Genomic DNA, 24,912 nt, shown 5'->3' on the forward strand with positions numbered 1-24,912 from the left:
GGACACCGGCCGAACGGCCGACACGCCGGAGATCGGCGGCGCCGGGGCGGCAAGCGACTCCGCGACGGCCGGAGCGGGCTTCGCCACCGACACGAGTTCGGCTGCACGCGAAGCCGATTCGGTACGACCGGCCGCGACCCCGGCCGCGCGCCGACTCGCCCGCGAGATGGGCGTGGATCTGGGCACCATCCCCGGTTCGGGGCCCGCCGGTGCGGTCCGGGTGGAGGATTTGGCAGGCGCGCGACCGCAGCCGCGCGCCGACCACATTCCCATTCACACTGCGCCCCCGATCAATCCGGCGCGCGGGATCGGCGAGCGGGCGAATTCCGGTGAGCGCGAGACGCGTACGCCGATCGCGGGCGTTCGCAAGCGGACGGCGGCGGCCATGGTGGCGAGCGCGCAGCACATTCCGCAGGCGAGTGCGTTCGTGACGACGGACTTCACCGGGTCGATGGAATTGCTGGATCATCTGCGGGCGACGACCTCGTTCGCGGGGCTGACGCTCACGCCGCTGGCGCTGGTGGCGAAGGCGACGCTGGTGGCGCTCAGTGAGTTTCCGGAGCTGAACGCGTATTGGGACGAGGCGAATCAGCAGATCGTCACCAAACATTACGTGAATCTGGGGATCGCGGTGGCGACCGAGCGGGGGCTGCTGGTGCCGAATCTCAAAGAGGCGCAGGCGCTGAGCCTGCGGGATCTGTGCGCGGAGATCGGCAAGGCGGCGGAGGTGGCGCGGGCCGGGACCGCCACGCCGGCGGACCTCACCGGCGGCACGTTCACCATCAGCAATGTCGGGGTGTTCGGCGTGGATGCCGGTGTGCCCCTGGTGAATCCGGGCGAGGCGGCGATCCTGTGCCTGGGCTCGATCCGCAAGAAGCCGTGGGTGCATCGCGACGAATTGGCGGTGCGGTGGGTGACCACGCTCGGTTTGAGCTTCGATCACCGGCTGATCGACGGCGAACAGGGTGCGCGGTTCCTGGCGAATATCGCGGCGCTGCTGGAGGATCCGCTCACCCTGCTCGGCCGGGTCTAGCCGTCGGCGGCCGCCGTCACGACCAGCGGTTCGACGGCATCGCGGATCACATCCGGGATCGGCACCGGCTTGCGCGTCGTCTCGTCCACGTAGACGTGCACGAAGGTGCCGGTCGCGGCCAGCTCCAGATCCACGCCGTCGAGCCGGAAGATGGCGAGCTCGTAGCTGATGCTGGAGTTGCCCAGCCGCGCCACCCGGATGCCCACGCGTAGTTGATCCGGGAAGCTGACCGAGCCGACGAACTTGCAGGACGTCTGGGCCACCACGCCGATCGCGGGTAGGTCGCGGATATCGGTGCCGCTGGCGTGAATCAGGAACGCATTCACGGCGGTATCGAAGTACGAGTAGTACGTCACGTTGTTGACGTGCCCGTAGTGGTCGTTGTCCGCCCAGCGCGTCGGCATGGGCCAGAGCACCGGGTATCCCGAATCCTGAGTCACCAGCCGGACTCTAGCGGCGGCCCGGGCCCCGGCGCGGGCGGGCCGCTTTTTTGGTGCGGGCGTCCAATACCCGGGGCGCGGGCTGTACGCCGGGCACAAGATCAGGCCGAGCGCTGGTCCGCGCCATTGCGATGATCGCGCGGGCTGACACCGTAATGGCGTTTGAACGCCGTGCTCAGGGCGAACGCGCTGCCGTACCCGACCCGGCGGGCGATGGACTCCAGGGTGGCGTCGGATTCGTGCAGCAGATCCGCGGCCAGCGCCAGCCGCCAATCGGTGAGGAACGCCATGGGCGGCTCGCCGACGAGTTCGGTGAAACGCCGGGCCAGCGCGGCGCGCGAAACGCCCACCTCGGTGGCCAGCAGCGCGACCGTCCAGCCGTGCGCCGGATTGTGCTGCATGAGGCGCAGGGCCTTGCCGACCAGCGGATCACCGTAGGCGTGATACCAGGCGGGGGCGTCGTCGCGGGAGAACCAGGCGCGCAGCGAGGCGATCAGCAGCAGATCCAGCAGGCGGTCGAGCATGGCGCCCTGGGCGGGCAGATCCTTGGCGGCCTCGTCGACCAGCAGATCCAGTACCCGATTGTCGATATCGCCGCGATTCAGCACGGCGATGGGCGGCAGTGCGCGCAATAGTCGGCGGCTGGCCGCGCACTCCTGCTCGTAGGTGCCGGTGACCAGCACGGTCTGGGCGTCGGCGCTGGTGCCCCAGCTGCGCACGCCCAGGCTCAGGGTCTCGCACAGCACTTCGCCCTCGGGGGTGGTGGTGACCTGACCCGGGTGGATGATCACCTGCGGCAGCGTGCCCGGATCATCGGACATGGTGTAGTGATCGGGCCCGCGGAAGATCGCGATATCGCCGGCGCGCAACTGGCGCGGCGCGACCGGCTTGCCGTTCTTGGGGTCCGGCACTACCCAGCCGCCGCCGCGCACCACCGCCACCAGGGTCAGCGGCGCTTCGTCCCGGATCCGCAGGGACCAGGGCGGATCGAACGATGAGCGCATGACGAATGCCGCCCGCGCGCGTGGACCTTCGAGCAGGCTGGCCAGCGCATCCATACCGAAGACGATGGCAAATGCGAGCGCGCTTCTCAACCATGTTTCGTCTCGAGTATTCGGGATGTACTTGTCACATGACGATCAAAGACATTGTGAGCAGCGAAAATACCGTTCTGGTGCTGGGCGCCACGGGCAAGACCGGTAGCCGGATCGTGAGCCGGTTGACGGCGCTGGGCGTGCCGGTGCGGCACGGGTCGCGCTCGGCGGCAATCCCGTTCGACTGGCAGGACCGGAACGGCTGGGCCGCCGCGCTGGCGGGTGTCGACGCCGTCTACATCGCCTACCAACCCGATCTGGCGGTGCCGGGCGCGCCCGCCGATATCAAGGCGCTGTGCACCGCCGCGGTCGCCGCCGGGGTGCGCCGGCTGGTGCTGCTGTCCGGGCGCGGCGAACCCGAGGCGCTGGAATGCGAAGGGATCGTGCGGGATTCGGGGCTGGAGTGGACCGTGGTGCGGTGCGCATTCTTCGCCCAGAACTTCAGCGAGGGCGCGTTCACCGACTACATCCTGGCGGGTGAGGTGGCCATGCCGTCCGGTGACATACCGGAGCCCTTCGTCGATGCCGACGATATCGCCGACGTGGCGGTGGCGGCGCTGACCGAGGCCGGGCACACCGGCGAGGTCTACGAGCTGACCGGGCCGCGCGCACTGACTTTCGCCGCGGCGACCGCCGAGATCGCGGCCGCCGCCGGACGCGAGATCGCCTTCGTTCCGCTGTCCCGCACCGATTTCGTGGCCGCGCTGACCTCCTACGGCGTGCCCGGCGACGAGGTGAGCCTGCTCGACTATCTCTTCGGCACGGTGCTCGACGGCCGCAATTCGCACCTGTCCGACGGGGTGTTCCGGGCCCTCGGCCGCGCGCCCCGGGACTTCGCGGACTATGCCCGCGACGTGGCGTTTTCCGGTGTCTGGTCGGTCACAGCGCCGGCTTAATCTGTCGGTGCCCGGGCATACAATGAATACGAAAGAGCTTGGAAGTCACAGGATTCGGATCCCCGATCGGGCGCGTCGACGCCGCCGCACCGGCAGGGGGTGACGAGGAGCCACCGATCTTCGGTAGCGTCGTGCCGATGGCCGCCGCGACGCCCGCTCCTCCGATCCGAAAAGCGCGACTCGCCCTGTTCGCGGTGTTCGGCCTGAATGGAATGCTGGCGGCCATCTGGATCGTCCACATCCCGGCCGTCACCGAGCGCACCGGGGTATCCCACACCACCCTTGGGATGCTCATCCTGCTGATGGCGGCGGCCGCCATCGCCGGGATGCAGACCGCCGGTCCCTTGGCGGACCGGCTGGGCAGTCGCGCGCTGACCGCCTTGGCCGCCACCGAGATGTCGCTGGCGCTGCTCGGCCCCGGCTTCGCCGGCTCGCCGCTCACCCTGGCAATCGCCTTGGCCGCCTGGGGTTTCGGCAACGGGGCCCTGGACGTCTCGATGAACGCCCAGGCCGTCCATGTGGAACGCGCCTATCCCCGGCCCATCATGTCGGCCTTCCACGCCTTCTTCTCCTGCGGCGGCTTCGCCGGTTCCGTCGTGGGCGCGGCCGCCCAGCGCGCGGGGTGGAACATCCATCTGACCTTCGCGCTGGCGGGGGCCGCCGGCCTCGCGGTGGTGGCGCTCAGCGTGCCGCACCTGCTGCCGCACCGCGCCGCCGCGCTCACGAATTCCCCGGAAGCCCCGGCCGAGACTCCCTCCCCCGGCACGCCCCCGAACCCGCCACTCGACACGCATGTGGACGCAGCGCCGGTGCCCGGCTCCGGCTCGGGACTCACGCGAAAAGTGCTGCTGCTGGGCGTTATCGCGTTCATCCTGCTGATGGCCGAAGGCGTGGCGGCGGACTGGAGCGCGCTGCAACTGCGCGACCGGCTCGGCGCGGACGCCGGTACCGCCGGACTGGGATTCGCGGCCTTCTCCCTGACCATGACCCTCGGCCGTTTCGTCGCGGACCGGGTCAGCGGGCGCTTCGGCCGCGTAGCGATCGTGCGTTACGGAACCCTGCTGGCCGCAGCGGGTTTCGCGATCGTGCTGGTCTCGGCCTGGACGCCCCTGTCCATTCTCGGCTGGGCGCTCTGCGGCATCGGCCTCTCCGGTGGCGTACCGCAAGTCTTCACCGCCGCCGGAAATCTCGGTTCGGCCACCGCCGCCACCGACATGTCACGCGTGTTCGGCCTCGGCTACGTGGGCCTTCTCGCGGGCCCGGCCATCATCGGCTGGCTCAACAAACTCGTCCCGCTCACCACCACCATGCTCGTGCCCTGCGCCGGCCTGCTGCTGTGCGCATGGCTGGCGCGCTCGGTCGAACCCGCGAAAACGGTTTCGCGCCAGTAGTTCCCGGTCTCGGCCGACCGCCCGATTTCAGCGGTCGGTACCGGCCGGGCGGCGGTCGCGGGCGCCCGGGACGAAGTCGCCGATGCTTTCGGCGTGGTCGAGGAAGGCGTCGACCATGCGGTGATTGAGGATGGCGAGGGCTTGCAGGTCCTCGGTGGTCCAGTCGGCGAGGGCGTCGGCCATCCAGCCGCGCAAGACTTCCCGCACCGCGTCCACGGCCGTGCGGCCCCGTTCGGTCGGCTTCACGCGCTGGGCGCGGCGGTCGTCGGGGTCGGCGACGCGTTCGACGTAGCCCGCCTTCTCGAGGCGCTGGATCTGCCGGCTCACGTGCGGAGCCTCCACATCGAGGCGGGTGGCGAGTTCGCCGAGGCGCATGGGTTCCTCGGCGTCGGCGAGCAGGCGCAGCAGCGGCACGCTGGCCCGGTCCATGGTGATTCCGCACTGCGTCATGGCGCGGTCGTGGCGGCGGACGCGGGTCAGCAGGTAGGCGACTCGCGCCAGCGCGCGTTCCAGTTCCACGATGTGACCTGCGTCAACTTCGGGCACGGAGATGGCTTCCGGGGGCGGCATGTGGTTATCTTACGAAACCCATTTACTTAATTTTGGTAAGTAATCCAAAGGGAAAGTAAACCGTAAGGATCAGCGCTCCCATGACAACGACCTCAGTCGGTCAGGCCGTCGGCACGAAACCCGACGACCGCTCGCAGGCCCACCTCGGCCTGACTCTGCTCGCTCTCTGCGCGGCCGGCCTGGTCGTCTCGCTGCAACAGACCGTCGTCATCCCGCTGCTGCCGCGGATGATCGTCCAGCTGCACACCGACGTCTCCGGCGTCACCTGGCTGTTCACCGCCTCGCTGCTCACCGGCGCGGTCTGCACTCCCCTGCTGTCCCGCTTCGGCGACATGTACGGCAAGAAGCCGATGGTCATGACCGCCATGGGCGTGCTCATTCTCGGCTCGGTGATCTGCGCCTTCGCCACCACGCTCGGCGTCTACATCGTGGGCCGCGCGCTGCAGGGCATCTCGGCGGCCATGATTCCGCTGGCCATCGGCATCATTCGCGATACCTTCCCGCCGGAGCGCCTGGTCGGGGCCATCGGCGTGGTGTCGGGCACCATGGGCGTCGGCGGCACCGTCGGCCTGCTCGCGACCGGCCTCATCGCCGATCACACCCAGAATCCGCACCCCGTCTTCTGGCTGACCGCGGGCCTCGGCGTCGTCGCCACCGTGCTGATCCAGGTGAGCGCCAAGAACAATGGCGTGCGGCACGGCGGCAAGCCCGACTTCATCGGCGCGGCGCTGCTGGCCGGATTGCTGGTGTGCCTGCTGCTCGGCATCAGCGAAGGGCCGCGCTGGGGCTGGGGTTCCAGCTCGGTGATCGGGCTGTTCGTGGCCGCCGCCGTGCTCACCGTGGTGTGGGTGCTGGTGGAGCTCAAGGTTTCCCAGCCGCTGGTGCGGTTGCCGCTGCTGGTCGGGCCGCAGTCGCTGTCGGCGAACGTGGCGTCGGCGCTGCTCGGTTTCGCCATGTTCGGGTCGTTCACGCTGATCTCGAACTTCATCCAGACCCCGGCCGACAAGGTCGGGTACGGGTTGTCGGGATCGGTGCTGGCCGTGGGTCTCTACGGTATTCCGAGCGCGGCGCTGATGACGTTCTTCTCCTTCCGGACCGGGCGCATCGCGGCCAAGATCGGACCGGCCTACACGCTGGCCATCGGCGCGGCGTTCGCGGGCGCTTCCATGGCGTGGCTGGCGATCTCGCACGATCACGGGTACGACATGGTGATCTCGCAGATCCTGCAGGGCACCGGATTCGGTATCGGCTACGCGGCTTTGGGCACCCTGGCGGTGCAGCACGTGCCGATGAGCGAGAGCGGTATCGCCTCGGGCATCAACTCGCTGGTGCGTACGGCGGGTGGTTCCATCGCCGGTGCGGTGACCGCGTCGATCCTGTCCGCGCATCTGATCGCGGGCACCAAGGTGCCTTCGGTGAACGCCTACGTGGCGAGCTTCGCGATCCTGTCGGTCGGCGCGTTCCTGACCGCGGCCGTCGCCGTCGGCCACGGCCTGCGTCACAAGGGCGAATGAGCTGACGCTCCTTCGGAGCAAAGAGGATTCCGGCCCCACCGCGTACCGCGGTGGGGCCGGTTTCGTTCAGGTGAGGACTTCCAGGCGTTCGCCGTCCACGACCACCACGTGATCGTCGGTCAGCGCCCAGTGCGGGGTGCCCGCGGCGATGTAGGCGCGCACCAGTTTCCGGGACAGGCCGTCCGGGTCGGTGGGTGAGTCCAGGTGCGGGACGATGGGGCGGTCCACCAGACCCAGTCCGTCCCAGCGCGGTTCGATGCCGCAGGCGGTGCGGACCTCCGCCGGATCGTCCATGGTCTCGATGCCGTGCAGGTCCGGGGTGAGCACGCAGGCGCCGGCGCTGTAGCCGGCGTAGACCAGGGCATCGTCGGCGAGCAGGCGGGTCAGGGCGAGATCGGCGCCGCTGCGGGCCAGCTGGGCGCGCAGCACGAAGGTATTGCCGCCGCGCACCCAGACCATGGGGAAACCGGCGAGCGCCGCGGCGACCTCGTCCGGGCGATCCACATATTCGCGCAGGTCGAGCACCTCGGGCTGAAAACCCAAGCGGCGCAGCGGCACCAGATCGCTGGTGACCGCGCTCTGCCAGGCCGAGGGCCAGGCGTCACAGGCGTTGGCGATGACCGCGACCCGGCCGGGCGTGCCGACCAGGGACAGCAGCCGCTGCTGGTGCGCGCCGAAACGGTAGCTGGACAGGAAGAGTCGCACCGGGACTCAGATGGTGAAGGCCAGCGCGCGCACCAGGCGCTCGCCGAGATCGGTGTCGCCGGTGACGGTGTATTCGCCGGGATGGGCGTCGGCGGTGGTGCGGCCGCCACGCAGACGGGCGAACAGATCCGAGCCGAGGGTGAGCACGAGTGTGGCCGGAGCGTCCAGGGTTTCGACCAGGTCAGCCCGGCCGCCCGCCACCGCGATGTGCACGGCGCGCACTACCGGACCGGTCACCTCGAGGGTGATGCGCGAGCCGTCGGCCGCCTTCGCGCCCTTGACCACCGCGCGGCCCAGCGCGGGCAGCAGTTCCTCGAACGCGAGCTCGCCGCGCTGCCCGCCTTCGTCGACGGAGACGCGCAGGCCATCGGCGATATCGTGCTCGTGCATCCAGCAGTCGAACAGCCGGATGCGCATGAACCGCCCGTACGGGGCCATCCCCACCGGGGTCGGCACCAGCCCGGCCCAATCCGCCGGGGCGATCTCGCGCAGCGCCTTCAACCGCCGCCCGGTGACCTCGAGAAACCGGTCCAGCAATTGCGCCCCGGCGAGCGGCCGCAGCGCCTGGATCCACTTCTCGTTCAGCGCGCCGATGTCATTGCGCACGTGCCCGAATCCGCTCACGTCCAGATCCGGCGCGGGCTCGCCGAGCAGCAGCGATTCGGTGCCGACGATATGCGCGAGCACATCGAACACGGTCCAGCCCGGCAGCGCCGAGGGTGTGCGCCAGCCCTTTTCATCCAGGCCGTCCACTAGCCGGGTGAGCGCGTCCCACTGGTCGGATAAGGCGGCGGTAATGACGGCGTGGTCGGGCACCGTGTCGGTCATGCGCTCGCTTCTTTCATCTAGACAGCCTTTTCTTCGGCGGCGAGCCGGTCCAAACCGGTTCGGATAGCGGCCGCCGTCGCCTCGCGATCGTGCGGCCGGCGCAGGACGAAACCCTTGGCGAAGGTCAGGGTGTCGCCCTTCTGCCTGGGTACCACGTGCAGATGCACGTGATGCACGGTCTGGAAGGCCGCCTTGCCGTCGTTGATCAACAGATTGGCGCCGTCGGCGGCCAGATCGCTGCGCCGCATGGCCTTGGCGAGCCGGTGCCCGAAAGCGAACAGCTGTGCACCGAGCGCGGGATTCAGCTCGTCCAGATCGGTGGCGTGCCACTTGGGGATAACCAGGGTGTGCCCGCGCGTGATGGGACGGATGTCGAGGAACGCCATCAGGATGTCGTCCTCGTGGATCTTGGTGGCGGGCGCGGTGCCCGCCACGATCCGGCAGAAGATGCAGCCGCTCACGCTGCAGACATTACGGCGTAAGAGTGATACGCGACACCCCGGAGGCAATCCCCCTAGGGCCCCAGCTGCATACACACCTTCCGGTTGGTATCGCACATTTTCGTTGGTACTTGTGGCCGGCACGGGCGGTGTCCGAGCATTGAGATGTGGAGAAATTTCGTTCCACTATGTGATGTCCATCTCCGCTATCCTCACCGCGGACCAGGTACAGTAGCGAGAATTCTCACGAACTTACTCAAGAGTAAGTTCGGCCCATCGTTGGACCGGTGACGCGGCCCATCAAGCAGAACCAGGGTGGCCTGGGCTCACCACGAGAAGGAAGTTTGACAAGTGGACACAACGCAGAGCGCACAGACGGCTGCTGCGCCCCGCGGTGCGCGCGTCGGCGTGGTTCGTGAGACGAACCCGGACGAACGACGCGTCGCATTGGTGCCGAAGATCATTCCGGCCCTGCTCAAGCAGGGTGTGGAAGTGGTCGTCGAAGCCGGTGCCGGTCTGGGCGCACTGATTCCGGACGAGGCGTACACCGAAGCCGGTGCGACGCTGGGCGATCCGTGGAGCGCCGAGGTCGTCGTCAAGGTCGCCCCGCCGAACGATGCCGAGATCGCCAAGCTGCACTCCGGGCAGACGCTGATCGGCTTCCTCGCGCCCCGCAATGCCGACAACAAGATCGGCGCGCTGAAGGACGCGGGCGTGCAGGCCTTCGCCGTGGAGGCGATTCCGCGCATCTCGCGCGCCCAGGTCATGGACGCGCTGTCCTCGCAGGCGAACGTGGCGGGCTACAAGGCCGTGCTGCTGGCCGCCAGCGAATCCACTCGCTTCTTCCCCATGCTGACCACCGCCGCGGGCACCGTGAAGCCGGCCACCGTGCTGGTGCTGGGCGTGGGCGTCGCGGGCCTGCAGGCCCTGGCCACCGCCAAGCGCCTCGGCGGCCGCACCACCGGTTACGACGTGCGGCCCGAGGTCGCCGACCAGGTGCGTTCCGTGGGCGCGCAGTGGCTGGATCTGGGCATCGACGCCGCCGGTGAGGGCGGGTACGCCCGCGAGCTCACCGACGAGGAGAAGGCCGCCCAGCAGGTCGCGCTGGAGAACGCCATCAAGGGCTTCGACGTGGTGGTCACCACCGCGCTCGTCCCCGGCCGCCCGGCCCCGCGCCTGGTCACCGCCGCCGCCGTCGAGGGCATGAAGCCCGGCAGCGTGATCGTGGACCTCGCCGGCGAGACCGGCGGCAACTGCGAGCTGACCGAACCCGGCAAAACCGTTGTGCGCCACGGCGTCACCATCGCCTCGCCGCTGAACCTCCCGGCCACCATGCCGGAGCACGCCAGCGAGCTGTACTCCAAGAACATCGCCGCCCTGCTCGAACTGATGCTGAAAGACGGTGCGCTGGCGCCCGATTTCTCCGATCAGGTGCTGGCGGACTCCTGCGTCACGCGTGAGGTGAAAGCCTGATGTACACCGAACTGCTGGCGAATATCGCGATCCTGGTGCTGTCCGGGTTCGTCGGCTTCGCCGTCATCTCGAAGGTCCCCAATACCCTGCACACCCCGCTGATGTCGGGCACCAACGCCATTCACGGCATCGTGGTGCTGGGCGCGCTGGTGGTTTTCGGCAAGGTCGAGCACCCGTCGGTGCTCATGCAGATCATCCTGTTCGTCGCGGTCGTGTTCGGCACGCTGAACGTCATCGGCGGCTTCGTGGTGACCGACCGCATGCTGGGCATGTTCAAGGCGAAGAAGCCTGCCGCGCAAGAGAAGGCGAGCAAGTAAGCCATGGACAACCTGGTCAATATTCTCTACATCGTCGCCTTCTCGCTGTTCATCTACGGCCTGATGGGACTGACCGGTCCCAAGACGGCAGTGCGCGGCAACTGGATCGCCGCGGCGGGCATGGTGATCGCTGTTATCGCGACCTTCATCTCCATTCGTGACACCAGCAACTGGATCATCATCGCGGCCGGTCTGATCGTCGGTATCGCGCTCGGCGTGCCGCCGGCCCGGTTCACCAAGATGACCGCCATGCCGCAGCTGGTCGCCGCGTTCAACGGCGTCGGCGGTGGCACCGTGGCGCTCATCGCGTGGGCCGAATTCCTCGACAGCGACGGCTTTTCCGCGCTGCACGAGCAGCCGTCGGTGCACATCGTGATCGGTTCGCTGTTCGCGGCCATCATCGGCTCGGTGTCGTTCTGGGGCTCGATCATCGCGTTCCTGAAGCTGCAGGAGACCCTGCCGGGCCGCCCGATCGGCATCGGCAAGCTGCAGCAGCCGCTGAACCTGCTGCTGTTCGCGGGCGCCATCGCGGCGGCCGTGGTGATCGGCATCGGCGCCACCAACGATGGTGTGCCGCAGTACTGGATGATCCTGGTACTGGTCCTGGCCGGCATTCTCGGCCTGATGGTCGTGCTGCCCATCGGCGGCGCGGACATGCCCGTGGTCATCTCGCTGCTGAACGCCCTCACCGGTCTGTCCGCCGCCGCGGCGGGCCTGGCGCTCAACAACACCGCCATGATCGTGGCCGGCATGATCGTCGGCGCGTCCGGCACCATCCTGACCAACCTGATGGCCAAGGCCATGAACCGCTCCATCCCCGCCATCGTGGCCGGTGGATTCGGCGGCGGCGGAACCGCTCCCGGCGCTTCCGGCGGCGAGCAGAAGCAGGCCAAGGCCACCAGCGCGGCCGACGCGGCCATCCAGATGGCCTACGCCAACCAGGTCATCGTGGTCCCGGGTTACGGCATGGCCGTCGCCCAGGCCCAGCACGCGGTCAAGGAAATGGCGGCCCTGCTCGAAGCCAAGGGCGTCGAGGTCAAGTACGCCATCCACCCGGTCGCCGGCCGTATGCCCGGCCACATGAACGTGCTGCTGGCCGAGGCCGAGGTCTCCTACGACGCCATGAAGGAAATGGACGACATCAACGGTGAATTCGACCGCACCGATGTCGCCCTGGTCATCGGCGCCAACGACGTCACCAACCCGGCCGCCCGCGAGGACTCCTCGTCCCCGATCTACGGCATGCCGGTGCTGAACGTCGACAAGGCCAAGTCGGTCATCGTGCTCAAGCGCTCGATGAACTCCGGCTTCGCCGGCATCGACAACCCGCTCTTCTACGCCGACACCACCTCCATGCTGTTCGGCGACGCCAAGAAGTCCGTCGGCGCGGTCACCGAGGAACTGAAGGCGCTGTAAGCGCGGCTCACGCAAGATGATTCGGCCCGCGTCCCTTCCAGGGCGCGGGCCGCTTCTTTCCCATAATTCTTGACCTCAAGGTCTAGAACGGGGTAGGTTCGTTCCCATGGGCAGGCCGCGCAACTTCGAGACCGACTCCGTGGTGGAGGCGGCGATGGAGGCGTTCTGGACCCATGGGTACGCGAATTGCTCACCGGCGCAGCTCGCCGAGGCCACCGGCATCGGGAAAGGCAGTCTGTACAACGCTTTCGGGAGCAAGCGGGAGTTGTTCGATCTCGCGATGGCGAAGTACGACCGGGTCGGAGTGGAACTCGTGCAGGAGGTCCTGTCCCAGCCGGGCACCGCGAAGGAGCGGCTGCGCGCCTGGATGCGGTTCCTGGTGGACCGCGACCTGGAGGCTCCCGCCCGGCGCGGGTGCCTGATGGTGAATACCGCCATGGAAATGGCGGGGCAGGACCCGGCCGCCGCCAAGGCCGTGCGGGAGGCCTACGACCACATGACCGAGGCGTTCGTGGCGCGCATCGCGCAGGGGCAGCGGGACGGCGACGTCCGGGGCGATCTCGATGCGCGCGAGTACGCGGAGTATCTGATCAATGCCATTGGCGGACTTCGCATCAGCGCCAAGGTATCGGAGGCCGAGAGCCTGTACCGGATCATCGACACCACACTGTCCACCCTCTGACATGAAAGGCCGCACCCGGCGGCCTTTTCTTCTGCCCTAGTTTTTGACCTGTAGTTCAAGAAAGGTACGCATCATGGATCTCGGATTGAGCGGCAAGACGGCGCTGGTCACCGGAGCGAGCCGCGGCATCGGACTGGCCGTGGCCGAAGCGCTGGCGGCGGAGGGCGTCCGCGTGGCGGGCGTCGCGCGCACGATCACCCCGGAGCTCGAAAAAGTCGCGGCGGCAACCGTTTCCGCCGATCTCAGCACGACCGCGGGCGCGGTGTCGGCGGTGGAGCGGGCGCTCGAGGAACTCGGCGGGCTCGATATTCTCGTCAACAATGTCGGCGGCGGCGACGGGGACAAGCTGACACTCGGCGGGTTCCTCGACATCTCCGACGAGCAGTGGCGAAACATGTTCGATCTCAACCTGTTCGGAGTCGTCTCCACCACCCGCGCGGCGCTGCCGAGCCTCATCGAGCGCAAGGGCGCGGTGGTGAACGTGGCGTCCATCAACTCACGGATCCCGGCGGTCGGACCCGTCGGCTACAGCGAGGCCAAATCGGCGCTCAGCTCGTTCAGCAAGCGGCTCAGCGAGGAGTTCGGCCCCGCCGGGGTACGGGTGAACACGGTCTCGCCGGGCGTGGTCGCCACCTCGATCTGGCACGGGCCCGACGGCATCGGCGCGAAACTGGCGGCGGCGAACGGCGTTACGCAGGAGGAGTTCCTGGCCGCGGCGCCCGCCCAGTTCGGCATCGCCTCCGGGCGGGTCTCCGAGTCCGACGAGGTGGCCGCGCTGGTCACCTTCCTGACCTCGGCGCGCGCGGGCAATATCGTCGGCGCGGACTTCGTCATCGACGGCGGGACCGTCAAGACCATCTAGAGGTAGAGACCGGTGCCGTGTTCGGGGTGGGTGTTGGCGACGGCGTGCAGATCACGTTCGCGCAGTACGTAATACGCCTGCGCGCCCACTTCCACCTCGAACTGGTCATCGGCGCTGAAGAGCACCTGATCGCCGACGCTGACGGCGCGGACGTGCGCGCCGACGCCGCAAACCTCGCCCCAGGACAGACGTTTGGCCACCTGCGCGGTGGCCGGGATGAGAATGCCGCCGCTGCTGCGCCGCTCGCCCACTTCCGGGCTGAGCTTGACCATGACCCGGTCGTGCAGCATCTGGATCTCTAGCTTGGCATCGGACACCGCGGCAGTGTACTGCGCGGATCAGGGGCGGGCGGGGGCGGGGCGACCAGGCGGCGAATGGCGTCCTTGGTCCAGGCGCGCAGGGTTTCCGGGTCGATGGTCGCGGCCTGGTCCAGGGTGAACAGGGCAACCTGCGGCAGCGCCATGGGGTAGTTGATGATGCTCATGAGCTGGAGCAGGATGACGCCGGCGGGCAGATCGTCGCGGATCAGTCCCTTGGCCTGGGCGGCCTCGACCTTGGTGCGCTTCTCCAGATAGCGGCCGCAGCGCAGTTCGTCGGCGGTGGCCTTCTCCGCGCCCAATTCGAGGGCCTCCCACATGAGCAGGCGCAGGAATTCCGGCTTCTGGATGTGGTAGTCGAGATGCTCGTCGATCCAGGTGTCGAGGTCCTCGATCTCGGTGGTGACCGAGCCCGCGACATCGAGCATGGTCCGTTCCAGGACCTTGTGGAAGAGCTTCTCCTTGTCGCCGAAGTAGGCGTAGATGAGCTGTTTGTTGGCCTGGGCAGTGCGGGCGATGCGGTCCACGCGGGCGCCGGCGATGCCGTAGGCGGCGAATTCGGCGGTCGCCGCCTCGAAGATGCGCGCTTTGGTCGCTTCGGGATCGCGGGTGCCGGCCATGCCGTTCATCTTAACCAACCAACTGGTTGACAAGCGGGGCGAGCGGGTGGAATATCAACAACCAACCGGTTAGTTACAAATCCCGGGTGCAACGCCGCACCGCTCCCTCCCTCGGCCCACTTTCGGGAGAACTTCGTGACAATCACCCAAACCCGGCCCGCCCCGGCGCTTTCCGCACCCGGCATCGACCCGAATCGCTGGCGCGCCCTGCCGGTCATCCTCACCGCCATGTTCATGGCCATGTTCGACTACTTCGTGGTCAATGTGGCGGCCTCGTCGCTGCAGCACGACCTGCACGCCGGGGAGGCCGCGCTGGAACTCGTCGTCGGCGGGTACGGCTTCGCCTACGCCTCCGGGCTCATCACCGGCGGGCGGCTCGGCGACAAGTTCGGGCACCGGCGCATGTTCCTGATCGGCATGATCGCCTTCGCCATCGCCTCGCTGCTGTGCGGATTGGCTTGGGACGCTTGGTCCCTCGTCGGCTTCCGGGTATTGCAGGGCATGACCGCCGCCGCGCTGGTGCCGCAAATGCTGGCGCTGATCAACACCATGTTCCCGGTCCAGGAGCGCGCCAAGGCCATGGCCGGATTCGGCGCCACCGTCGGCCTCGGCGCGGTGTCGGGGCAGGTGCTCGGCGGCGTGCTGCTCGACCTCGACCTGTTCGGCTGGGGCTGGCGGACCATCTTCTTCATCAATCTGCCGATCGGCGTCATCGCGGCGGTACTGGCCGCGCGCTGGCTGCCGCGGCACGAACCGGCGCGCCGGCCCAAGATGGATCCCGTAGGCGCGCTGGGCATCTCGGCCGCACTGGCCCTGGTGCTGGTGCCCATCACCCTGGGCCGGCCCGAAGGCTGGCCGGTGTGGACCTGGGTGTCCATGGCCGCCGCGCTGCCGGTGCTGCTGCTCACCCTGCGCTACGAGAACCGGCTGCTGCGCGCGGGCGGGGAACCGGTGCTCGACACCACGCTGGTGCGGGACCGGGTGTTCGGGGCGGGCATGATTGTCTCGGGCGGCTACCTGGCCTTCTTCGCGGGATTCATGCTCTGCCTGACGCTGCTGCTGCAGAACGGGCTGGGGATGTCGCCGCTGGCTGCCGGGCTGGCCTTCGCGCCGCTCGGGCTGACCTTCGCCACCACCTCGTTCTTCGCCCGCAAAGTGGCTGAGCGCGTGGGGAATCGGGTGATCCTGCTCGGCGCCTCGGTGAGCCTGACCGGGATGCTGGTCACCATGGCGACGCTGGCCTGGTACGGCTCCGCCATCAGCGCGGCCGTGCTGATTCCGGGCATGATGCTGGTCGGCGCGGGCAACGGGCTCTCGATTCCGTCCACGCTCGGGGCGGTGCTGTCGAGCGGGACCATTCCGGTGCATCAGTCGGGGATGGCGGCGGGGGTGCTGACCACCGCGCAGCAGTTCGGCAATGCCATCGGGGCGACCGTACTGGGGACCGTGTTCTTCGGGGCCGTCGCGAACGCGCACGGGGTCGGCGATTTCGTGCACGGCATGGAGGTCGCCGGACTGGCGGCGCTCGGCATCATCGCCGTCGTACTGGTTTCGGCCTTCGTGCTCACCCGGCCGGTTCCGGACAAAATCGGCGCGACGAACTAACTTCGGAGTGTGGACCCGAACACACCCGACGTCGATTCCCTTCGCGAACTGCTGCCCGCGGGAATGGTGGTGACCGATCCCGACATCCTCGGCGCCTACCGGCAGGACCGGGCGCTGGATCCGGCGGCCGGGATCGGGCTGGCGCTGGTCCGGCCGCTGACCACCGAGCAGGTTTCGATCACCGTCCGATGGGCACACGAGCATCGTGTGCCCATCGTGCCGCGTGGAGCGGGAACCGGACTGTCCGGCGGCGCGACCGCGCAGCACGGGGCCTTGGTATTGAGCACCGAGAAAATGCGCGAGATCAGCGTCGACACCGTCACCCGGACCGCCGTGGTCCAGCCGGGGCTGTTGAACGCCGAGGTCAAGCGGGCCGTCGCCGAACAGGGACTGTGGTATCCGCCGGACCCGTCCTCGTTCGAGATCTGCTCGATCGGCGGGAACGCGGCCACCAACGCGGGCGGGCTGTGCTGCGTGAAGTACGGCGTCACAACCGATTACGTGCTGGGCATGGAGGTCGTGCTGGCGGACGGGACCGCGGTGCGGCTCGGCGGGCCGCGATTGAAGGATTCGGCGGGGCTGTCGCTGACCAAGCTGTTCGTGGGCAGCGAAGGAACGCTGGGGATCATCACCGAATTGACGCTGCGCCTGCTGCCCGCCCAGCCGCCGCAGTCCACGGTGGTCGCGACCTTCCCCACCATGACCGCCGCGACCGAGGCGATTCTGGCCATCACCGGTCAATTACGGCCCTCCATGCTGGAATTCATGGATGCGGTGGCCATCAACGCCGTCGAGGACGAACTGCGCATGGGGCTGGATCGCGAGGCCGCCGCGCTGCTGGTGGCGCGGTCGGACGCGCCCGGTCAGTTCGCCGGGCACGAAGCCGACATCATGCTGGCCGCCTGTGAAAAGGCCGGGGCGACGGAGGCTTTCCGCACCGACGATCCGGAGGAGGGCGAAGCCTTCTGTGCCGCACGGCGATTCGCCATCCCGGCGGTGGAACGCAAAGGGCCGCTGCTGCTGGAGGACGTCGGCGTGCCGCTCCCCCGGCTCGGCGACCTGGTCGACGGCATCGCCGAGATCGCGCGGAATCGCCAGGTGCTGATCTCCGTCATCGCCCACGCGGGGGACGGCAACACCCATCCGCTGATCGTGCACGACCCCAACGACCCGGCCGAATCCGAACGCGCGCACCTGGCCTTCGGCGAGATCATGGACCTCGCCATCGGCCTCGGCGGCACCATCACCGGCGAACACGGCGTCGGCCGGCTCAAGAAAGCCTGGCTCCCCGACCAGCTCGGCCCGGACGTGATGGCGCTCACGCAGCGCATCAAGGACGCCCTGGACCCGCACGGCATCCTGAATCCCGGCGCGGTCCTCTGAACACGCGGTCCGAAGGGTCGGTCCTGCGGCGACGCGGCCCCGCACCGCGAAGCGGTCCGAACAAGGGGGTCCGGGGGCTCTGCCCCCGCCATCCCCTCCTCGCCCCGAAGGGGCGGAACAATCCCCCACACAACGGAGTTGAAAACGATCATGAGCACGAGGCTGGAGCACAACACCGACGCGACCCGCTACGAGATCTTTCTCGATGACACCCTCGCGGGCTACGCCGACTACGCGGAGCGCATCGACGGCGACGTCAAGATCCGCGACATCCAGCACACCATGACTTTTCCGGAGTTCCGGGGCCGCGGCGTCGCGGCCCAGGTCGTGGAGTTCGCGCTGAACGACGCTCGCGCGGCGGGCTTTTCGATCATTCCCACCTGCTGGTACGTGGAGAAGTACATCGCGGCGCATCCCGAATACGCCGACCTGGTCGCCTAATTCGCGCGATGGCGGCTGTCGTAGCGCGAACCCTGCGCCCGCCGCCACACCAGGAACTGCCGGTCGGCGACACTCACCATCGCCTCGACCACCTTCTCGTTGTCGAAGCCGGGTAGCGCCTGCAACCTCGCCAGGAACGCCCGGTCCGCCGCCGAATGCGGCACCACACAACCCTTACCCGTGGCCCCGATCAATACGAAGAACACGTCTTCGGCGAACGGCCCGTCGGCCGTCGTAATGATCCGCACCTCTGTCAGTTCCGTCCACGCGACCTCTTCCACCCGTCCGTCGGCCAATGTGCGCCGGACGAAGGTGTCGGTGATTTCGACTCCGGCCATGAGTCCATAGTGCTCCTCGCATGCACGGACAAACAGCCCCGAAACCACTGCTTTACCCGCGGCAGACGCAAAGAAAAGCTCCGGTGACCCCCGTGGCCGCCCCAACCGCGGCCCCCGGAGTCCCGGAGCAATCCCTTAGCTACCGAACAGTTTTCGGCGTGCGGCTCAGCGCAGGATCTGACGCGACATGACGACGCGCTGGATCTGGTTGGTGCCCTCGTAGATCTGGGTGATCTTGGCGTCGCGCATCATCCGCTCCACCGGGAAGTCGGTGGTGTAGCCGGCGCCACCGAAGAGCTGCACCGCGTTGGTGGTGACCTCCATGGCCACATCGGAGGCGAAACACTTGGCGGCGGCGGAGATGAACCCGAGGTTCTTCTCGCCACGCTCGGCGCGCGCGGCCGAGGTGTAGACCATGAGGCGGGCGGCCTCGATCTTCATGGCCATATCGGCCAGCATGAACTCGGTGTTCTGGAAGCTGGCGATGGTCTTGCCGAACTGCTTGCGGTCCTTGGTGTAAGCGATCGCGGCGTCCAGCGCGCCCTGCGCGATACCCACGGCCTGCGCGCCGATGGTCGGGCGGGTGTGGTCCAGGGTCTGCAGCGCGGTCTTGAAACCGGTGCCCGGCTCACCCACGATGCGGTCGCCCGGCACCTTGCAGTTCTCGAAGTACAGCTCGGCGGTCGGCGAACCCTTGATGCCCAGCTTGTGCTCCAGCGGGCCCACCACGAAGCCCTCGTCGTCCTTGTGCACCATGAACGAGGAGATGCCGTTGGCGCCCTTGTCGGGATCGGTCACGGCCATCACGGTGTACCAATCGGACTTGCCGCCGTTGGTGATCCAGCACTTGGAGCCGTTGATGATCCAGCCGTCGCCGTCCTGGCGGGCGCGGGTCCGCATGGAGGCGGCGTCGGAGCCGGCCTCGCGCTCGGACAGCGCGTAGGAGGCCATCTTGCCCGCGACGATATCGGCGAGCACCTTGGTCTTCAGCTCTTCCGAGCCGTTCAGGATCAGGCCCATGGTGCCCAGCTTGTTCACGGCCGGGATCAGCGAGGACGAACCACAGACGCGCGCGACCTCTTCGATCACGATGCAGGTGGCGACCGAGTCGGCGCCCTGGCCGCCGTAGGCCTCCGGCACGTGCACGGCATTGAAGCCGGCCGCGTTGAGGGCGGTCAGCGCCTCCTCGGGGAAGCGGGCGTTGCCGTCGACGTCCTTGGCGTACGGGGCGATCTCCTTCTCGGACAGGCCGCGAATGGCCTCGCGCAGCTCGTGATGGAAGTCCTCGAGCTGGAACAGATTGAAGTCGGGATTGCCCGCCATGAGGTGTCTCTCCTGGTCGTCGGTACGGCACTCAGTGCCAGTTGCAGCCAACTATACGCCGCAATAGTGCGGCCACGTGCGGGTACTTCGTCACATGCCACTGGCACCGAGTGTCACAACCGCTTCGCGGTTGCGGAGGGAGAGATCTCGGGGGCAAGCCCCCGAACCCCCGGGAAGCCGGGTGCCGGAACCGTGGAGATCGCGGGGGCAGCGCCCTCGAACCCCCGGAAGCCGGGCGATCGAGCCGTTTAGAGGGTATCCAGCCGACGGGCCAGAAGATCGGCGACCTGCCGAGCCGAAAGGTCACGCGGGAACACCGCGACGACCATTTCGTCCGAATTCGGCCGGGGCGCGGCGGCCGTGCCCGCCCGGGGAATCGCGAACAGCGCGGAGCGCAGATCCGCCGGACTCGCATCCGATTCCCCGCGGACCAATCTGCGCAGCATGTAGTTGTGGGTCGCCGTCACCGCCGCCGTGAACTGCACCAACGCCAGATCCGAGGCGCCATGCGACCGCCCGCGCAGGAAATCGGTGAAGAGGCGCTCGTAGCGGAACACCGTCACGATCTCGCGCTCGCGCAGGGTGGGCACCTGCCGGACCACCCGGTAGCGGCGGGCCGCCAGCTCACGCCATTGCGTGAATCGCTCGAACACCTCGACGACGGCCTCGCACACGGCGTCCCACGGATCTCCGTGCGCCGCATCCAGAAACGCTCGCGCCTGCGTCAGCTGCGATTCGTGATCGGCGAAGACGACGTCCTCTTTCGACCGGAACTGGCGGAAGAAGGTGCGGCGGGAGATGCCCGCCGCTTCGGCGATCTCGTCGACCGTCGTTGCCTCGTAACCCTTTTCGGCGAACAACCGCAACGCCTGATCCACGACGGTCAGGCGGCGGGCGGTCTCGTTCAGGTCGGAGGGCATCCGTCAACGGTAGTCGGTGGGCTGATCAGCCCATCAGCTTGTTGCGGAGGGCGGCGTCCTTCTCCAGGACCATGGTTTCCAGGCCGGCCTGGAAAGCCTCCATGCGGGAACGGAGTTCGGGGTCGGACGAGGCCAGGATGCGGACCGCGAGCAGGCCCGCGTTGCGCGCGCCGCCGATGGAGACGGTGGCGACCGGGACGCCCGCGGGCATCTGGACGATCGACAGCAGGGAGTCCATACCGTCGAGGTACTTGAGCGGAACCGGGACGCCGATCACCGGGAGCGGGGTGGCCGAGGCGACCATGCCGGGCAGGTGGGCCGCGCCGCCCGCGCCCGCGATGATGACCTTGATCCCGCGCTCGGCCGCGGACTTGGCGTAGTCGAGCATGCGCTGCGGGGTGCGGTGGGCGGAGACCACGCCGACCTCGAAACGAATGCCGAACTCGGCCAGGGCTTCCGCCGCGGCCTCCATGGTGGGCCAGTCGGAGTCGGAGCCCATGATCAGGCCGACCTGTGCGGTATCAGTCATGGTGGGGATCCCATCCGTCGGTCCAGATGGCGTGCGACATCCAGTGCGCGGCACGCTCTGCTCTTTCGCGGGTCTCGGTGACGTCGTCGCCGAGGATGTTGATGTGGCCGATCTTGCGGTCGGGGCGTTCGCCCTTGCCGTAGAGATGCACCTTCGCGTCGGGGATGCGGGCGGCCAGATGGTGCAGGCGCTCGTCCATGGACATCGCGGGGGCTTCGGGAGCGCCGAGGATATTGGCCATGACGGTGACCGGCGCGAGGGGTCGAGTGCTGCCCAGGGGGTAGTCCAGGACTGCGCGCAGATGCTGCTCGAACTGGCCGGTGCAAGCGCCGTCCATGCCCCAGTGGCCGGAGTTGTGCGGGCGCATGGCGAGTTCGTTGACCAGGAGGTCGCCGGAATGGGTTTCGAAGAGTTCCACGGCCATCGCGCCGGTGGTGCCGAGTTCGGCCGCCAGGCGCAACGCCAGGGCCTCGGCGGCCGTCGCCTTGGCCTCCTCCAGGCCGGGGGCGGGCGCGATCACCACGGCGCACTGGCCGTTGCGCTGGACGGTCTCCACCACGGGCCAGGCCGCGGCTTGGCCGAAGGGGGAACGGGCGACCATGGCGGAGAGTTCGCGCTTGAGGTCGACCTTGGCCTCGGCGAGCAGCTGGACGCCGTGGGCCAGCTGGTCTTCGACGATCTTCGTGGTCTCGGCGGCATCGGCCGGCATCCACACGCCACGGCCGTCGTAACCGCCGCGCACGGCCTTGAGCACGAACGGCCAGCCGTGCTCGTCACCGAAGGCGATGGCATCCGTGGCGGAAGTCACCTCGGTGAAAGCGGGGATGGGAATGCCGAGTTCGGCCAGCTTGCGGCGCATGGCCAGCTTGTCTTGGGCGAAGATGAGCGCGCGCGGCGGCGGCTGCACGTTCACGCCCTCGGCGATCAGGGCTTCCAGGAGTTCGGTCGGCACGCCCTCGTGATCGAAGGTCACCGCGTGCGAGCCGACGGCGGCCTTGCGCAGCGCGGCCAGGTCGTTATGGCTGCCCAGCACCACGTCCGGCGTAACCTGCGCGGCCGGGTCGCCGGGGTTTTCCGCCAGGACGCGCAGCCGCTGGCCCAGTGCGATGGCCGCCTGGTGGGTCATGCGCGCGAGCTGACCGCCGCCGATCATGGTGACGGTGGGCATCGCGGAGGAGTCGAAGGCACGGGCGCTCACGTTCGACAATGTTGTCATGACACCCACCGGGGGCTACCGTGCGGGTTGCTCACCGCATCGGGAAGAGCCGTAGACTCGCCTTCGTGTCATTTGTCGACGACGTGATAAACGTCCTGCCCAAGCCGTTGCGGGACCTCGCAGACCGCCATTCCGAACTGCTCAAGTTCGCTATTGTCGGTGCGACCACGTTCGTCATCGACATCGGCATCTTCTATCTGCTGAAGTGGACCATTCTCGACACCAAGCCGACCATCGCGCGGATCATGTCGGGCGTGATCGCGGTGATCGCGTCCTACATCCTGAATCGCGAATGGACCTTCGACAAGCGGGGCGGGCGCGAGAAGCATCACGAGGCGCTGCTGTTCTTCGCCGTGAGCGGCGTGGGCGTGCTGCTGGCTTCGCTACCGCTGTGGGTGTCGAGTTACGTGTTCGACCTGCGGCAGCCGAATGTGAGCTTCACCGTCGAGAACATCGCCGACTTCTTCAGCGCGTTCATCATCGGCAATCTGCTGCAGATGGTGTTCCGGTTCTGGGCCATGCGCAAATGGGTCTTTCCGGACGAAATGCAGGAGCTCCAGGAAGAATTCGAAGACCTGGTCAACGAGGAACAGCTCGGACACAGCTGAGCGTCACGCTCAATCTCGCACCACCGAGCGGGGATTCGGTGATGCGCGCGGTACCGCCGTGCAGTCGCGCTTGCTGCGCCACCAGCGCCAGACCCAGGCCGTTGCCGGGTTCGGATCCGCCGCGATAGAAACGTTCGAAGACTTTCTCCCGCTGGGCTTCCGGGATGCCGGTGCCGTCGTCGTCGATGGTCAGCGTCACCAGATCGGCTGTCGTGTGCGCGGCGATCTCGATATGCCCGGCCTTGCCGTGCCGGATCGCATTGGTGATGGCGTTGTCGATGACCGACCGCAGACCTGCCGCGAGACCGTGCAATCGGACCGGTTCGACCGCTTCGGCGGAGATTTGGGTGTCCGGGTGAGAACGCCGGGCGTCCTCCACCACCTGATCGACCAGCTGCCCCAGATCCAGGTCTTCCCAATCGGATTCCGTGGTCAGATCGCCCATGGCGAGGCGCTCCAGCGCGTACAGCGTGGATTCGATGGACCGCTGGCTGCTCAATACCTCGTCGAGGATCTCGTCGCGATCGGCGTCGGAGAGTTCCATGGACCGCAGCACCTGCAGATCGGTGCGCATAGCGGTCAGCGGGGTGCGCAGTTCGTGGGCCGCGGTGGCGGCGAAATCCCTTGCCGTGACCAGGGCTTCGTCGGTGTGACGGCGCTCGGCGGCAATGCGGGTCAGCATGGTGTTCATGGCGTCGGCGAGTTCGCCGGTCTCGCTGGCCATCGGGCCGCGCGGGGTGCGCAGCGACAGCTCGTCCCCCAGATCGGCGGTGGCGGTGGTGAGCCGGCGCAGCGGCGCCACGGCGCGTGAGGCGAAGAACCAGCCCAGCACGGCGGCCAGCACGATGGCGGCGACCCCGACCAGCACGATCCGGATGCGTTGCTGGACAACCGAATCCGTCGCCACATCGTGCGGCACCGCGACCGTCACGGTGGTCCCGTCCAGTGCCAGGGTGCGCGAGAAGTCCATTTCCGGCGCATCCGGTGTGGTCCGGATGATGACGCCGGGCGATCCGGTCGGCAGCGCGGGCAGGCGTTCGGCGGGCCGCCCGTCCACCGTCGCGGGTTCCAGCGCGATGGCCTTCACCACCCGTCCCACCTGGTTGTTCGCATCGTTCGGCGCGACCGCGAACAGCACCGCGGCGATGGCGGCGACCACGATGGCGGCGGTCGCGGCACTGGCCAGCGCCACCCGGGTGCGCAGCGAGAACGGCCGCCCGTGCGCCCGCCTCACGGTTCGACCCGCAGGACGAATCCGACGCCGCGCACGGTGTGGATCAGCCGCGGTCCGCCCGATTCCTCCAGCTTGCGGCGCAGATAGGAGACGAACACATCGACCACCTTGGTCTGGGTCTCGAAGTCGTAGCCCCACACCCGATCCAGCAGTTGCGGCCGGGACAGCACCTGTCCGGGGGACGCGGCCAGGGCGGCGAGCAGATCGAATTCGCGTTTGGTGAGATCCACGGGACTGCCGTCGAGCAGCGCGCGGCGCGCACCGGAATGGATGGTGAGCGGGCCGACCACGATGCGATCGTCGGCGGCGTGCGAGGGCGCGGGCGCGCGGCGCAGCATGGCGCGCAGCCGGGCGACCAGCTCGCCCAGATCGAAGGGTTTGGTGAGGTAGTCGTCGGCGCCGGCTTCGAGCGCGTCGATGCGGTCGGTGACCTCGGAGCGGGCGCTGAGCACGCAGATCGGGATGTCGTTGCCGAGCGCGCGCAGCGCGGTCACCACGCCCACCCCGTCCAGATTCGGCATGTTCAGATCCAGCACCATGGCCTGCGGCGCACCGGCCGCGATATGCCGCAGCGCGGCGGCTCCGTCCGCCGCGGTCTCGACCTCGAAACCGGACATCCGCAGCCCCCGCGCCACCGACGTCAGCACCCTGACGTCATCGTCCACAACCAGAATCCGGGGACTCGTCACATCCACCGACGATACTGATCGCGGCGAC

At 68.2% G+C, this 24,912-nt stretch carries 28 protein-coding genes; 13 read left to right on the forward strand and 15 right to left on the reverse strand.

From position 1 onward, the window contains the following. A partial coding sequence (locus NY1_RS30335; RefSeq protein ID WP_157762561.1) for a dihydrolipoamide acetyltransferase family protein occupies positions 1 to 1,033 on the forward strand: 1,033 nt, incomplete at its 5' end. On the opposite strand, the gene NY1_RS30340 is transcribed toward NY1_RS30335, so the two are convergent. Beyond that, complete coding sequence (locus NY1_RS30340) at positions 1,030 to 1,437, reverse strand: acyl-CoA thioesterase (protein WP_084535620.1); 408 nt, start codon at positions 1,435 to 1,437, stop codon at positions 1,030 to 1,032. The genes NY1_RS30335 and NY1_RS30340 overlap by 4 nt on opposite strands. A gap of 137 nt (positions 1,438 to 1,574) precedes the next feature. Next, positions 1,575 to 2,531: an AraC family transcriptional regulator gene (locus tag NY1_RS30345; RefSeq protein ID WP_067720573.1), complete on the reverse strand. Its 957-nt coding sequence runs from the start codon at positions 2,529 to 2,531 to the stop codon at positions 1,575 to 1,577. A gap of 74 nt (positions 2,532 to 2,605) precedes the next feature. Here NY1_RS30345 and NY1_RS30350 point away from each other — a divergent pair, with 74 nt between their 5' ends. Together NY1_RS30350 and NY1_RS30355 are read left to right on the forward strand one after the other, a co-directional pair. Continuing rightward, positions 2,606 to 3,463, forward strand: a complete 858-nt coding sequence (locus NY1_RS30350; RefSeq protein WP_067720574.1) for an NAD(P)H-binding protein — start codon at positions 2,606 to 2,608, stop codon at positions 3,461 to 3,463. 137 nt (positions 3,464 to 3,600) lie between these two features. Then, positions 3,601 to 4,854 carry an MFS transporter gene (locus tag NY1_RS30355; RefSeq protein ID WP_067720575.1) on the forward strand — a complete coding sequence of 418 codons (1,254 nt, stop codon included), beginning with the start codon at positions 3,601 to 3,603 and terminating at the stop codon, positions 4,852 to 4,854. A gap of 27 nt (positions 4,855 to 4,881) precedes the next feature. Here NY1_RS30355 and NY1_RS30360 read toward each other — a convergent pair whose 3' ends face one another. Then, positions 4,882 to 5,424 carry a MarR family winged helix-turn-helix transcriptional regulator gene (locus NY1_RS30360; protein ID WP_067720576.1) on the reverse strand — a complete coding sequence of 181 codons (543 nt, stop codon included), beginning with the start codon at positions 5,422 to 5,424 and terminating at the stop codon, positions 4,882 to 4,884. An 80-nt stretch (positions 5,425 to 5,504) separates the two neighbouring features. Between NY1_RS30360 and NY1_RS30365 the strand changes: the two genes are divergently transcribed. Further along, a complete protein-coding gene (locus tag NY1_RS30365; protein ID WP_067720577.1) occupies positions 5,505 to 6,938 on the forward strand; it encodes an MFS transporter in 1,434 nt (477 codons plus the stop codon). A gap of 66 nt (positions 6,939 to 7,004) precedes the next feature. Here NY1_RS30365 and NY1_RS30370 read toward each other — a convergent pair whose 3' ends face one another. The 3 genes from NY1_RS30370 to NY1_RS30380 are packed head-to-tail and all read right to left on the reverse strand — an operon-like array spanning position 7,005 to position 8,932. Next, a complete protein-coding gene (locus tag NY1_RS30370) occupies positions 7,005 to 7,643 on the reverse strand; it encodes a Type 1 glutamine amidotransferase-like domain-containing protein (protein ID WP_067720578.1) in 639 nt (212 codons plus the stop codon). A 6-nt stretch (positions 7,644 to 7,649) separates the two neighbouring features. Next, a complete protein-coding gene (locus tag NY1_RS30375; RefSeq protein ID WP_067720579.1) occupies positions 7,650 to 8,471 on the reverse strand; it encodes a maleylpyruvate isomerase N-terminal domain-containing protein in 822 nt (273 codons plus the stop codon). A gap of 17 nt (positions 8,472 to 8,488) precedes the next feature. Then, on the reverse strand, positions 8,489 to 8,932 hold the full coding sequence (locus NY1_RS30380; protein WP_067720580.1) for an HIT family protein: 444 nt from the start codon (positions 8,930 to 8,932) through the stop codon (positions 8,489 to 8,491). Positions 8,933 to 9,262: 330 nt separating this feature from the next. Between NY1_RS30380 and NY1_RS30385 the strand changes: the two genes are divergently transcribed. The 5 genes from NY1_RS30385 to NY1_RS30405 all read left to right on the forward strand — a co-directional run bounded on the left by NY1_RS30385 (position 9,263) and on the right by NY1_RS30405 (position 13,661). Next, the gene (locus tag NY1_RS30385) at positions 9,263 to 10,384 is read left to right on the forward strand and encodes a Re/Si-specific NAD(P)(+) transhydrogenase subunit alpha (protein WP_067720581.1); all 1,122 of its coding nucleotides are present in this window, start codon (positions 9,263 to 9,265) and stop codon (positions 10,382 to 10,384) included. Then, positions 10,384 to 10,701 carry an NAD(P) transhydrogenase subunit alpha part 2 gene (locus tag NY1_RS30390; protein ID WP_067720582.1) on the forward strand — a complete coding sequence of 106 codons (318 nt, stop codon included), beginning with the start codon at positions 10,384 to 10,386 and terminating at the stop codon, positions 10,699 to 10,701. The genes NY1_RS30385 and NY1_RS30390 overlap by 1 nt, the downstream gene beginning before the upstream one ends. Before the next feature lie 3 nt (positions 10,702 to 10,704). After that, positions 10,705 to 12,117 carry an NAD(P)(+) transhydrogenase (Re/Si-specific) subunit beta gene (locus NY1_RS30395; RefSeq protein WP_067720583.1) on the forward strand — a complete coding sequence of 471 codons (1,413 nt, stop codon included), beginning with the start codon at positions 10,705 to 10,707 and terminating at the stop codon, positions 12,115 to 12,117. A 106-nt stretch (positions 12,118 to 12,223) separates the two neighbouring features. After that, positions 12,224 to 12,799 (forward strand): TetR/AcrR family transcriptional regulator, encoded by a 576-nt coding sequence (locus tag NY1_RS30400; protein ID WP_067720584.1) that lies wholly within the window; start codon positions 12,224 to 12,226, stop codon positions 12,797 to 12,799. A gap of 73 nt (positions 12,800 to 12,872) precedes the next feature. Beyond that, positions 12,873 to 13,661 (forward strand): SDR family NAD(P)-dependent oxidoreductase, encoded by a 789-nt coding sequence (locus NY1_RS30405; protein WP_067720585.1) that lies wholly within the window; start codon positions 12,873 to 12,875, stop codon positions 13,659 to 13,661. Here NY1_RS30405 and NY1_RS30410 read toward each other — a convergent pair. Continuing rightward, positions 13,658 to 13,978 (reverse strand): GroES family chaperonin, encoded by a 321-nt coding sequence (locus NY1_RS30410; RefSeq protein WP_067720586.1) that lies wholly within the window; start codon positions 13,976 to 13,978, stop codon positions 13,658 to 13,660. The two genes, NY1_RS30405 and NY1_RS30410, sit on opposite strands and share 4 nt — an antisense overlap. Beyond that, a complete protein-coding gene (locus NY1_RS30415; RefSeq protein WP_067720645.1) occupies positions 13,960 to 14,598 on the reverse strand; it encodes a TetR/AcrR family transcriptional regulator in 639 nt (212 codons plus the stop codon). Before NY1_RS30415 ends, NY1_RS30410 begins: the two co-directional genes overlap by 19 nt. A gap of 135 nt (positions 14,599 to 14,733) precedes the next feature. Here NY1_RS30415 and NY1_RS30420 point away from each other — a divergent pair, with 135 nt between their 5' ends. From NY1_RS30420 to NY1_RS30430, 3 genes are all read left to right on the forward strand, one after another. Continuing rightward, positions 14,734 to 16,203: an MFS transporter gene (locus NY1_RS30420; protein WP_067720587.1), complete on the forward strand. Its 1,470-nt coding sequence runs from the start codon at positions 14,734 to 14,736 to the stop codon at positions 16,201 to 16,203. A 63-nt stretch (positions 16,204 to 16,266) separates the two neighbouring features. Next, a complete protein-coding gene (locus NY1_RS30425; protein WP_067720646.1) occupies positions 16,267 to 17,586 on the forward strand; it encodes an FAD-binding oxidoreductase in 1,320 nt (439 codons plus the stop codon). Positions 17,587 to 17,736: 150 nt separating this feature from the next. Then, positions 17,737 to 18,027 carry a GNAT family N-acetyltransferase gene (locus tag NY1_RS30430; protein WP_067720588.1) on the forward strand — a complete coding sequence of 97 codons (291 nt, stop codon included), beginning with the start codon at positions 17,737 to 17,739 and terminating at the stop codon, positions 18,025 to 18,027. Here the strand turns inward: NY1_RS30430 and NY1_RS30435 are convergent. From NY1_RS30435 to NY1_RS30455, 5 genes are all read right to left on the reverse strand, one after another. Next, on the reverse strand, positions 18,024 to 18,365 hold the full coding sequence (locus tag NY1_RS30435; protein ID WP_067720589.1) for a hypothetical protein: 342 nt from the start codon (positions 18,363 to 18,365) through the stop codon (positions 18,024 to 18,026). The genes NY1_RS30430 and NY1_RS30435 overlap by 4 nt on opposite strands. A gap of 165 nt (positions 18,366 to 18,530) precedes the next feature. Then, positions 18,531 to 19,688, reverse strand: coding sequence for an acyl-CoA dehydrogenase (locus NY1_RS30440; RefSeq protein ID WP_067720590.1), 1,158 nt, complete (start codon positions 19,686 to 19,688; stop codon positions 18,531 to 18,533). A gap of 248 nt (positions 19,689 to 19,936) precedes the next feature. Next, complete coding sequence (locus NY1_RS30445) at positions 19,937 to 20,608, reverse strand: TetR family transcriptional regulator (RefSeq protein ID WP_067720591.1); 672 nt, start codon at positions 20,606 to 20,608, stop codon at positions 19,937 to 19,939. Between the two features lie 25 nt (positions 20,609 to 20,633). Further along, positions 20,634 to 21,137, reverse strand: a complete 504-nt coding sequence (purE, locus tag NY1_RS30450; RefSeq protein ID WP_067720592.1) for a 5-(carboxyamino)imidazole ribonucleotide mutase — start codon at positions 21,135 to 21,137, stop codon at positions 20,634 to 20,636. Beyond that, positions 21,130 to 22,353, reverse strand: coding sequence for a 5-(carboxyamino)imidazole ribonucleotide synthase (locus NY1_RS30455; protein ID WP_067720593.1), 1,224 nt, complete (start codon positions 22,351 to 22,353; stop codon positions 21,130 to 21,132). The genes purE and NY1_RS30455 overlap by 8 nt, the downstream gene beginning before the upstream one ends. Positions 22,354 to 22,418: 65 nt before the next feature. Between NY1_RS30455 and NY1_RS30460 the strand changes: the two genes are divergently transcribed. Beyond that, the gene (locus NY1_RS30460; RefSeq protein WP_067720594.1) at positions 22,419 to 22,961 is read left to right on the forward strand and encodes a GtrA family protein; all 543 of its coding nucleotides are present in this window, start codon (positions 22,419 to 22,421) and stop codon (positions 22,959 to 22,961) included. On the opposite strand, the gene NY1_RS30465 is transcribed toward NY1_RS30460, so the two are convergent. Both NY1_RS30465 and NY1_RS30470 read right to left on the reverse strand, forming a co-directional pair. Continuing rightward, the gene (locus tag NY1_RS30465; RefSeq protein WP_067720595.1) at positions 22,933 to 24,195 is read right to left on the reverse strand and encodes a HAMP domain-containing sensor histidine kinase; all 1,263 of its coding nucleotides are present in this window, start codon (positions 24,193 to 24,195) and stop codon (positions 22,933 to 22,935) included. The genes NY1_RS30460 and NY1_RS30465 overlap by 29 nt on opposite strands. Continuing rightward, the gene (locus tag NY1_RS30470; RefSeq protein WP_084535640.1) at positions 24,192 to 24,884 is read right to left on the reverse strand and encodes a response regulator transcription factor; all 693 of its coding nucleotides are present in this window, start codon (positions 24,882 to 24,884) and stop codon (positions 24,192 to 24,194) included. Before NY1_RS30470 ends, NY1_RS30465 begins: the two co-directional genes overlap by 4 nt. Positions 24,885 to 24,912: the final 28 nt, after the last annotated feature.

Origin of the sequence: Nocardia yamanashiensis NBRC 100130, assembly GCF_001613325.1 — a bacterium.
Lineage (GTDB): Bacteria > Actinomycetota > Actinomycetes > Mycobacteriales > Mycobacteriaceae > Nocardia > Nocardia yamanashiensis.

Coding starts and splice junctions, on each gene's coding strand:
- NY1_RS30360 (WP_067720576.1), bottom strand. CDS start 5,424: ATGCCGCCCCCGGAAGCCATCTCCGTGCCCGAAGTTGACGCAGGTCAC.
- NY1_RS30375 (WP_067720579.1), bottom strand. CDS start 8,471: ATGACCGACACGGTGCCCGACCACGCCGTCATTACCGCCGCCTTATCC.
- NY1_RS30355 (WP_067720575.1), top strand. CDS start 3,601: ATGGCCGCCGCGACGCCCGCTCCTCCGATCCGAAAAGCGCGACTCGCC.
- NY1_RS30365 (WP_067720577.1), top strand. CDS start 5,505: ATGACAACGACCTCAGTCGGTCAGGCCGTCGGCACGAAACCCGACGAC.
- NY1_RS30435 (WP_067720589.1), bottom strand. CDS start 18,365: ATGGCCGGAGTCGAAATCACCGACACCTTCGTCCGGCGCACATTGGCC.
- NY1_RS30415 (WP_067720645.1), bottom strand. CDS start 14,598: ATGGCCGGCACCCGCGATCCCGAAGCGACCAAAGCGCGCATCTTCGAG.
- purE (WP_067720592.1), bottom strand. CDS start 21,137: ATGACTGATACCGCACAGGTCGGCCTGATCATGGGCTCCGACTCCGAC.
- NY1_RS30390 (WP_067720582.1), top strand. CDS start 10,384: ATGTACACCGAACTGCTGGCGAATATCGCGATCCTGGTGCTGTCCGGG.
- NY1_RS30405 (WP_067720585.1), top strand. CDS start 12,873: ATGGATCTCGGATTGAGCGGCAAGACGGCGCTGGTCACCGGAGCGAGC.
- NY1_RS30440 (WP_067720590.1), bottom strand. CDS start 19,688: ATGGCGGGCAATCCCGACTTCAATCTGTTCCAGCTCGAGGACTTCCAT.
- NY1_RS30340 (WP_084535620.1), bottom strand. CDS start 1,437: ATGCCGACGCGCTGGGCGGACAACGACCACTACGGGCACGTCAACAAC.
- NY1_RS30455 (WP_067720593.1), bottom strand. CDS start 22,353: ATGACAACATTGTCGAACGTGAGCGCCCGTGCCTTCGACTCCTCCGCG.
- NY1_RS30345 (WP_067720573.1), bottom strand. CDS start 2,531: ATGGATGCGCTGGCCAGCCTGCTCGAAGGTCCACGCGCGCGGGCGGCA.
- NY1_RS30430 (WP_067720588.1), top strand. CDS start 17,737: ATGAGCACGAGGCTGGAGCACAACACCGACGCGACCCGCTACGAGATC.
- NY1_RS30350 (WP_067720574.1), top strand. CDS start 2,606: ATGACGATCAAAGACATTGTGAGCAGCGAAAATACCGTTCTGGTGCTG.
- NY1_RS30395 (WP_067720583.1), top strand. CDS start 10,705: ATGGACAACCTGGTCAATATTCTCTACATCGTCGCCTTCTCGCTGTTC.
- NY1_RS30400 (WP_067720584.1), top strand. CDS start 12,224: ATGGGCAGGCCGCGCAACTTCGAGACCGACTCCGTGGTGGAGGCGGCG.
- NY1_RS30425 (WP_067720646.1), top strand. CDS start 16,267: ATGGTGGTGACCGATCCCGACATCCTCGGCGCCTACCGGCAGGACCGG.
- NY1_RS30445 (WP_067720591.1), bottom strand. CDS start 20,608: ATGCCCTCCGACCTGAACGAGACCGCCCGCCGCCTGACCGTCGTGGAT.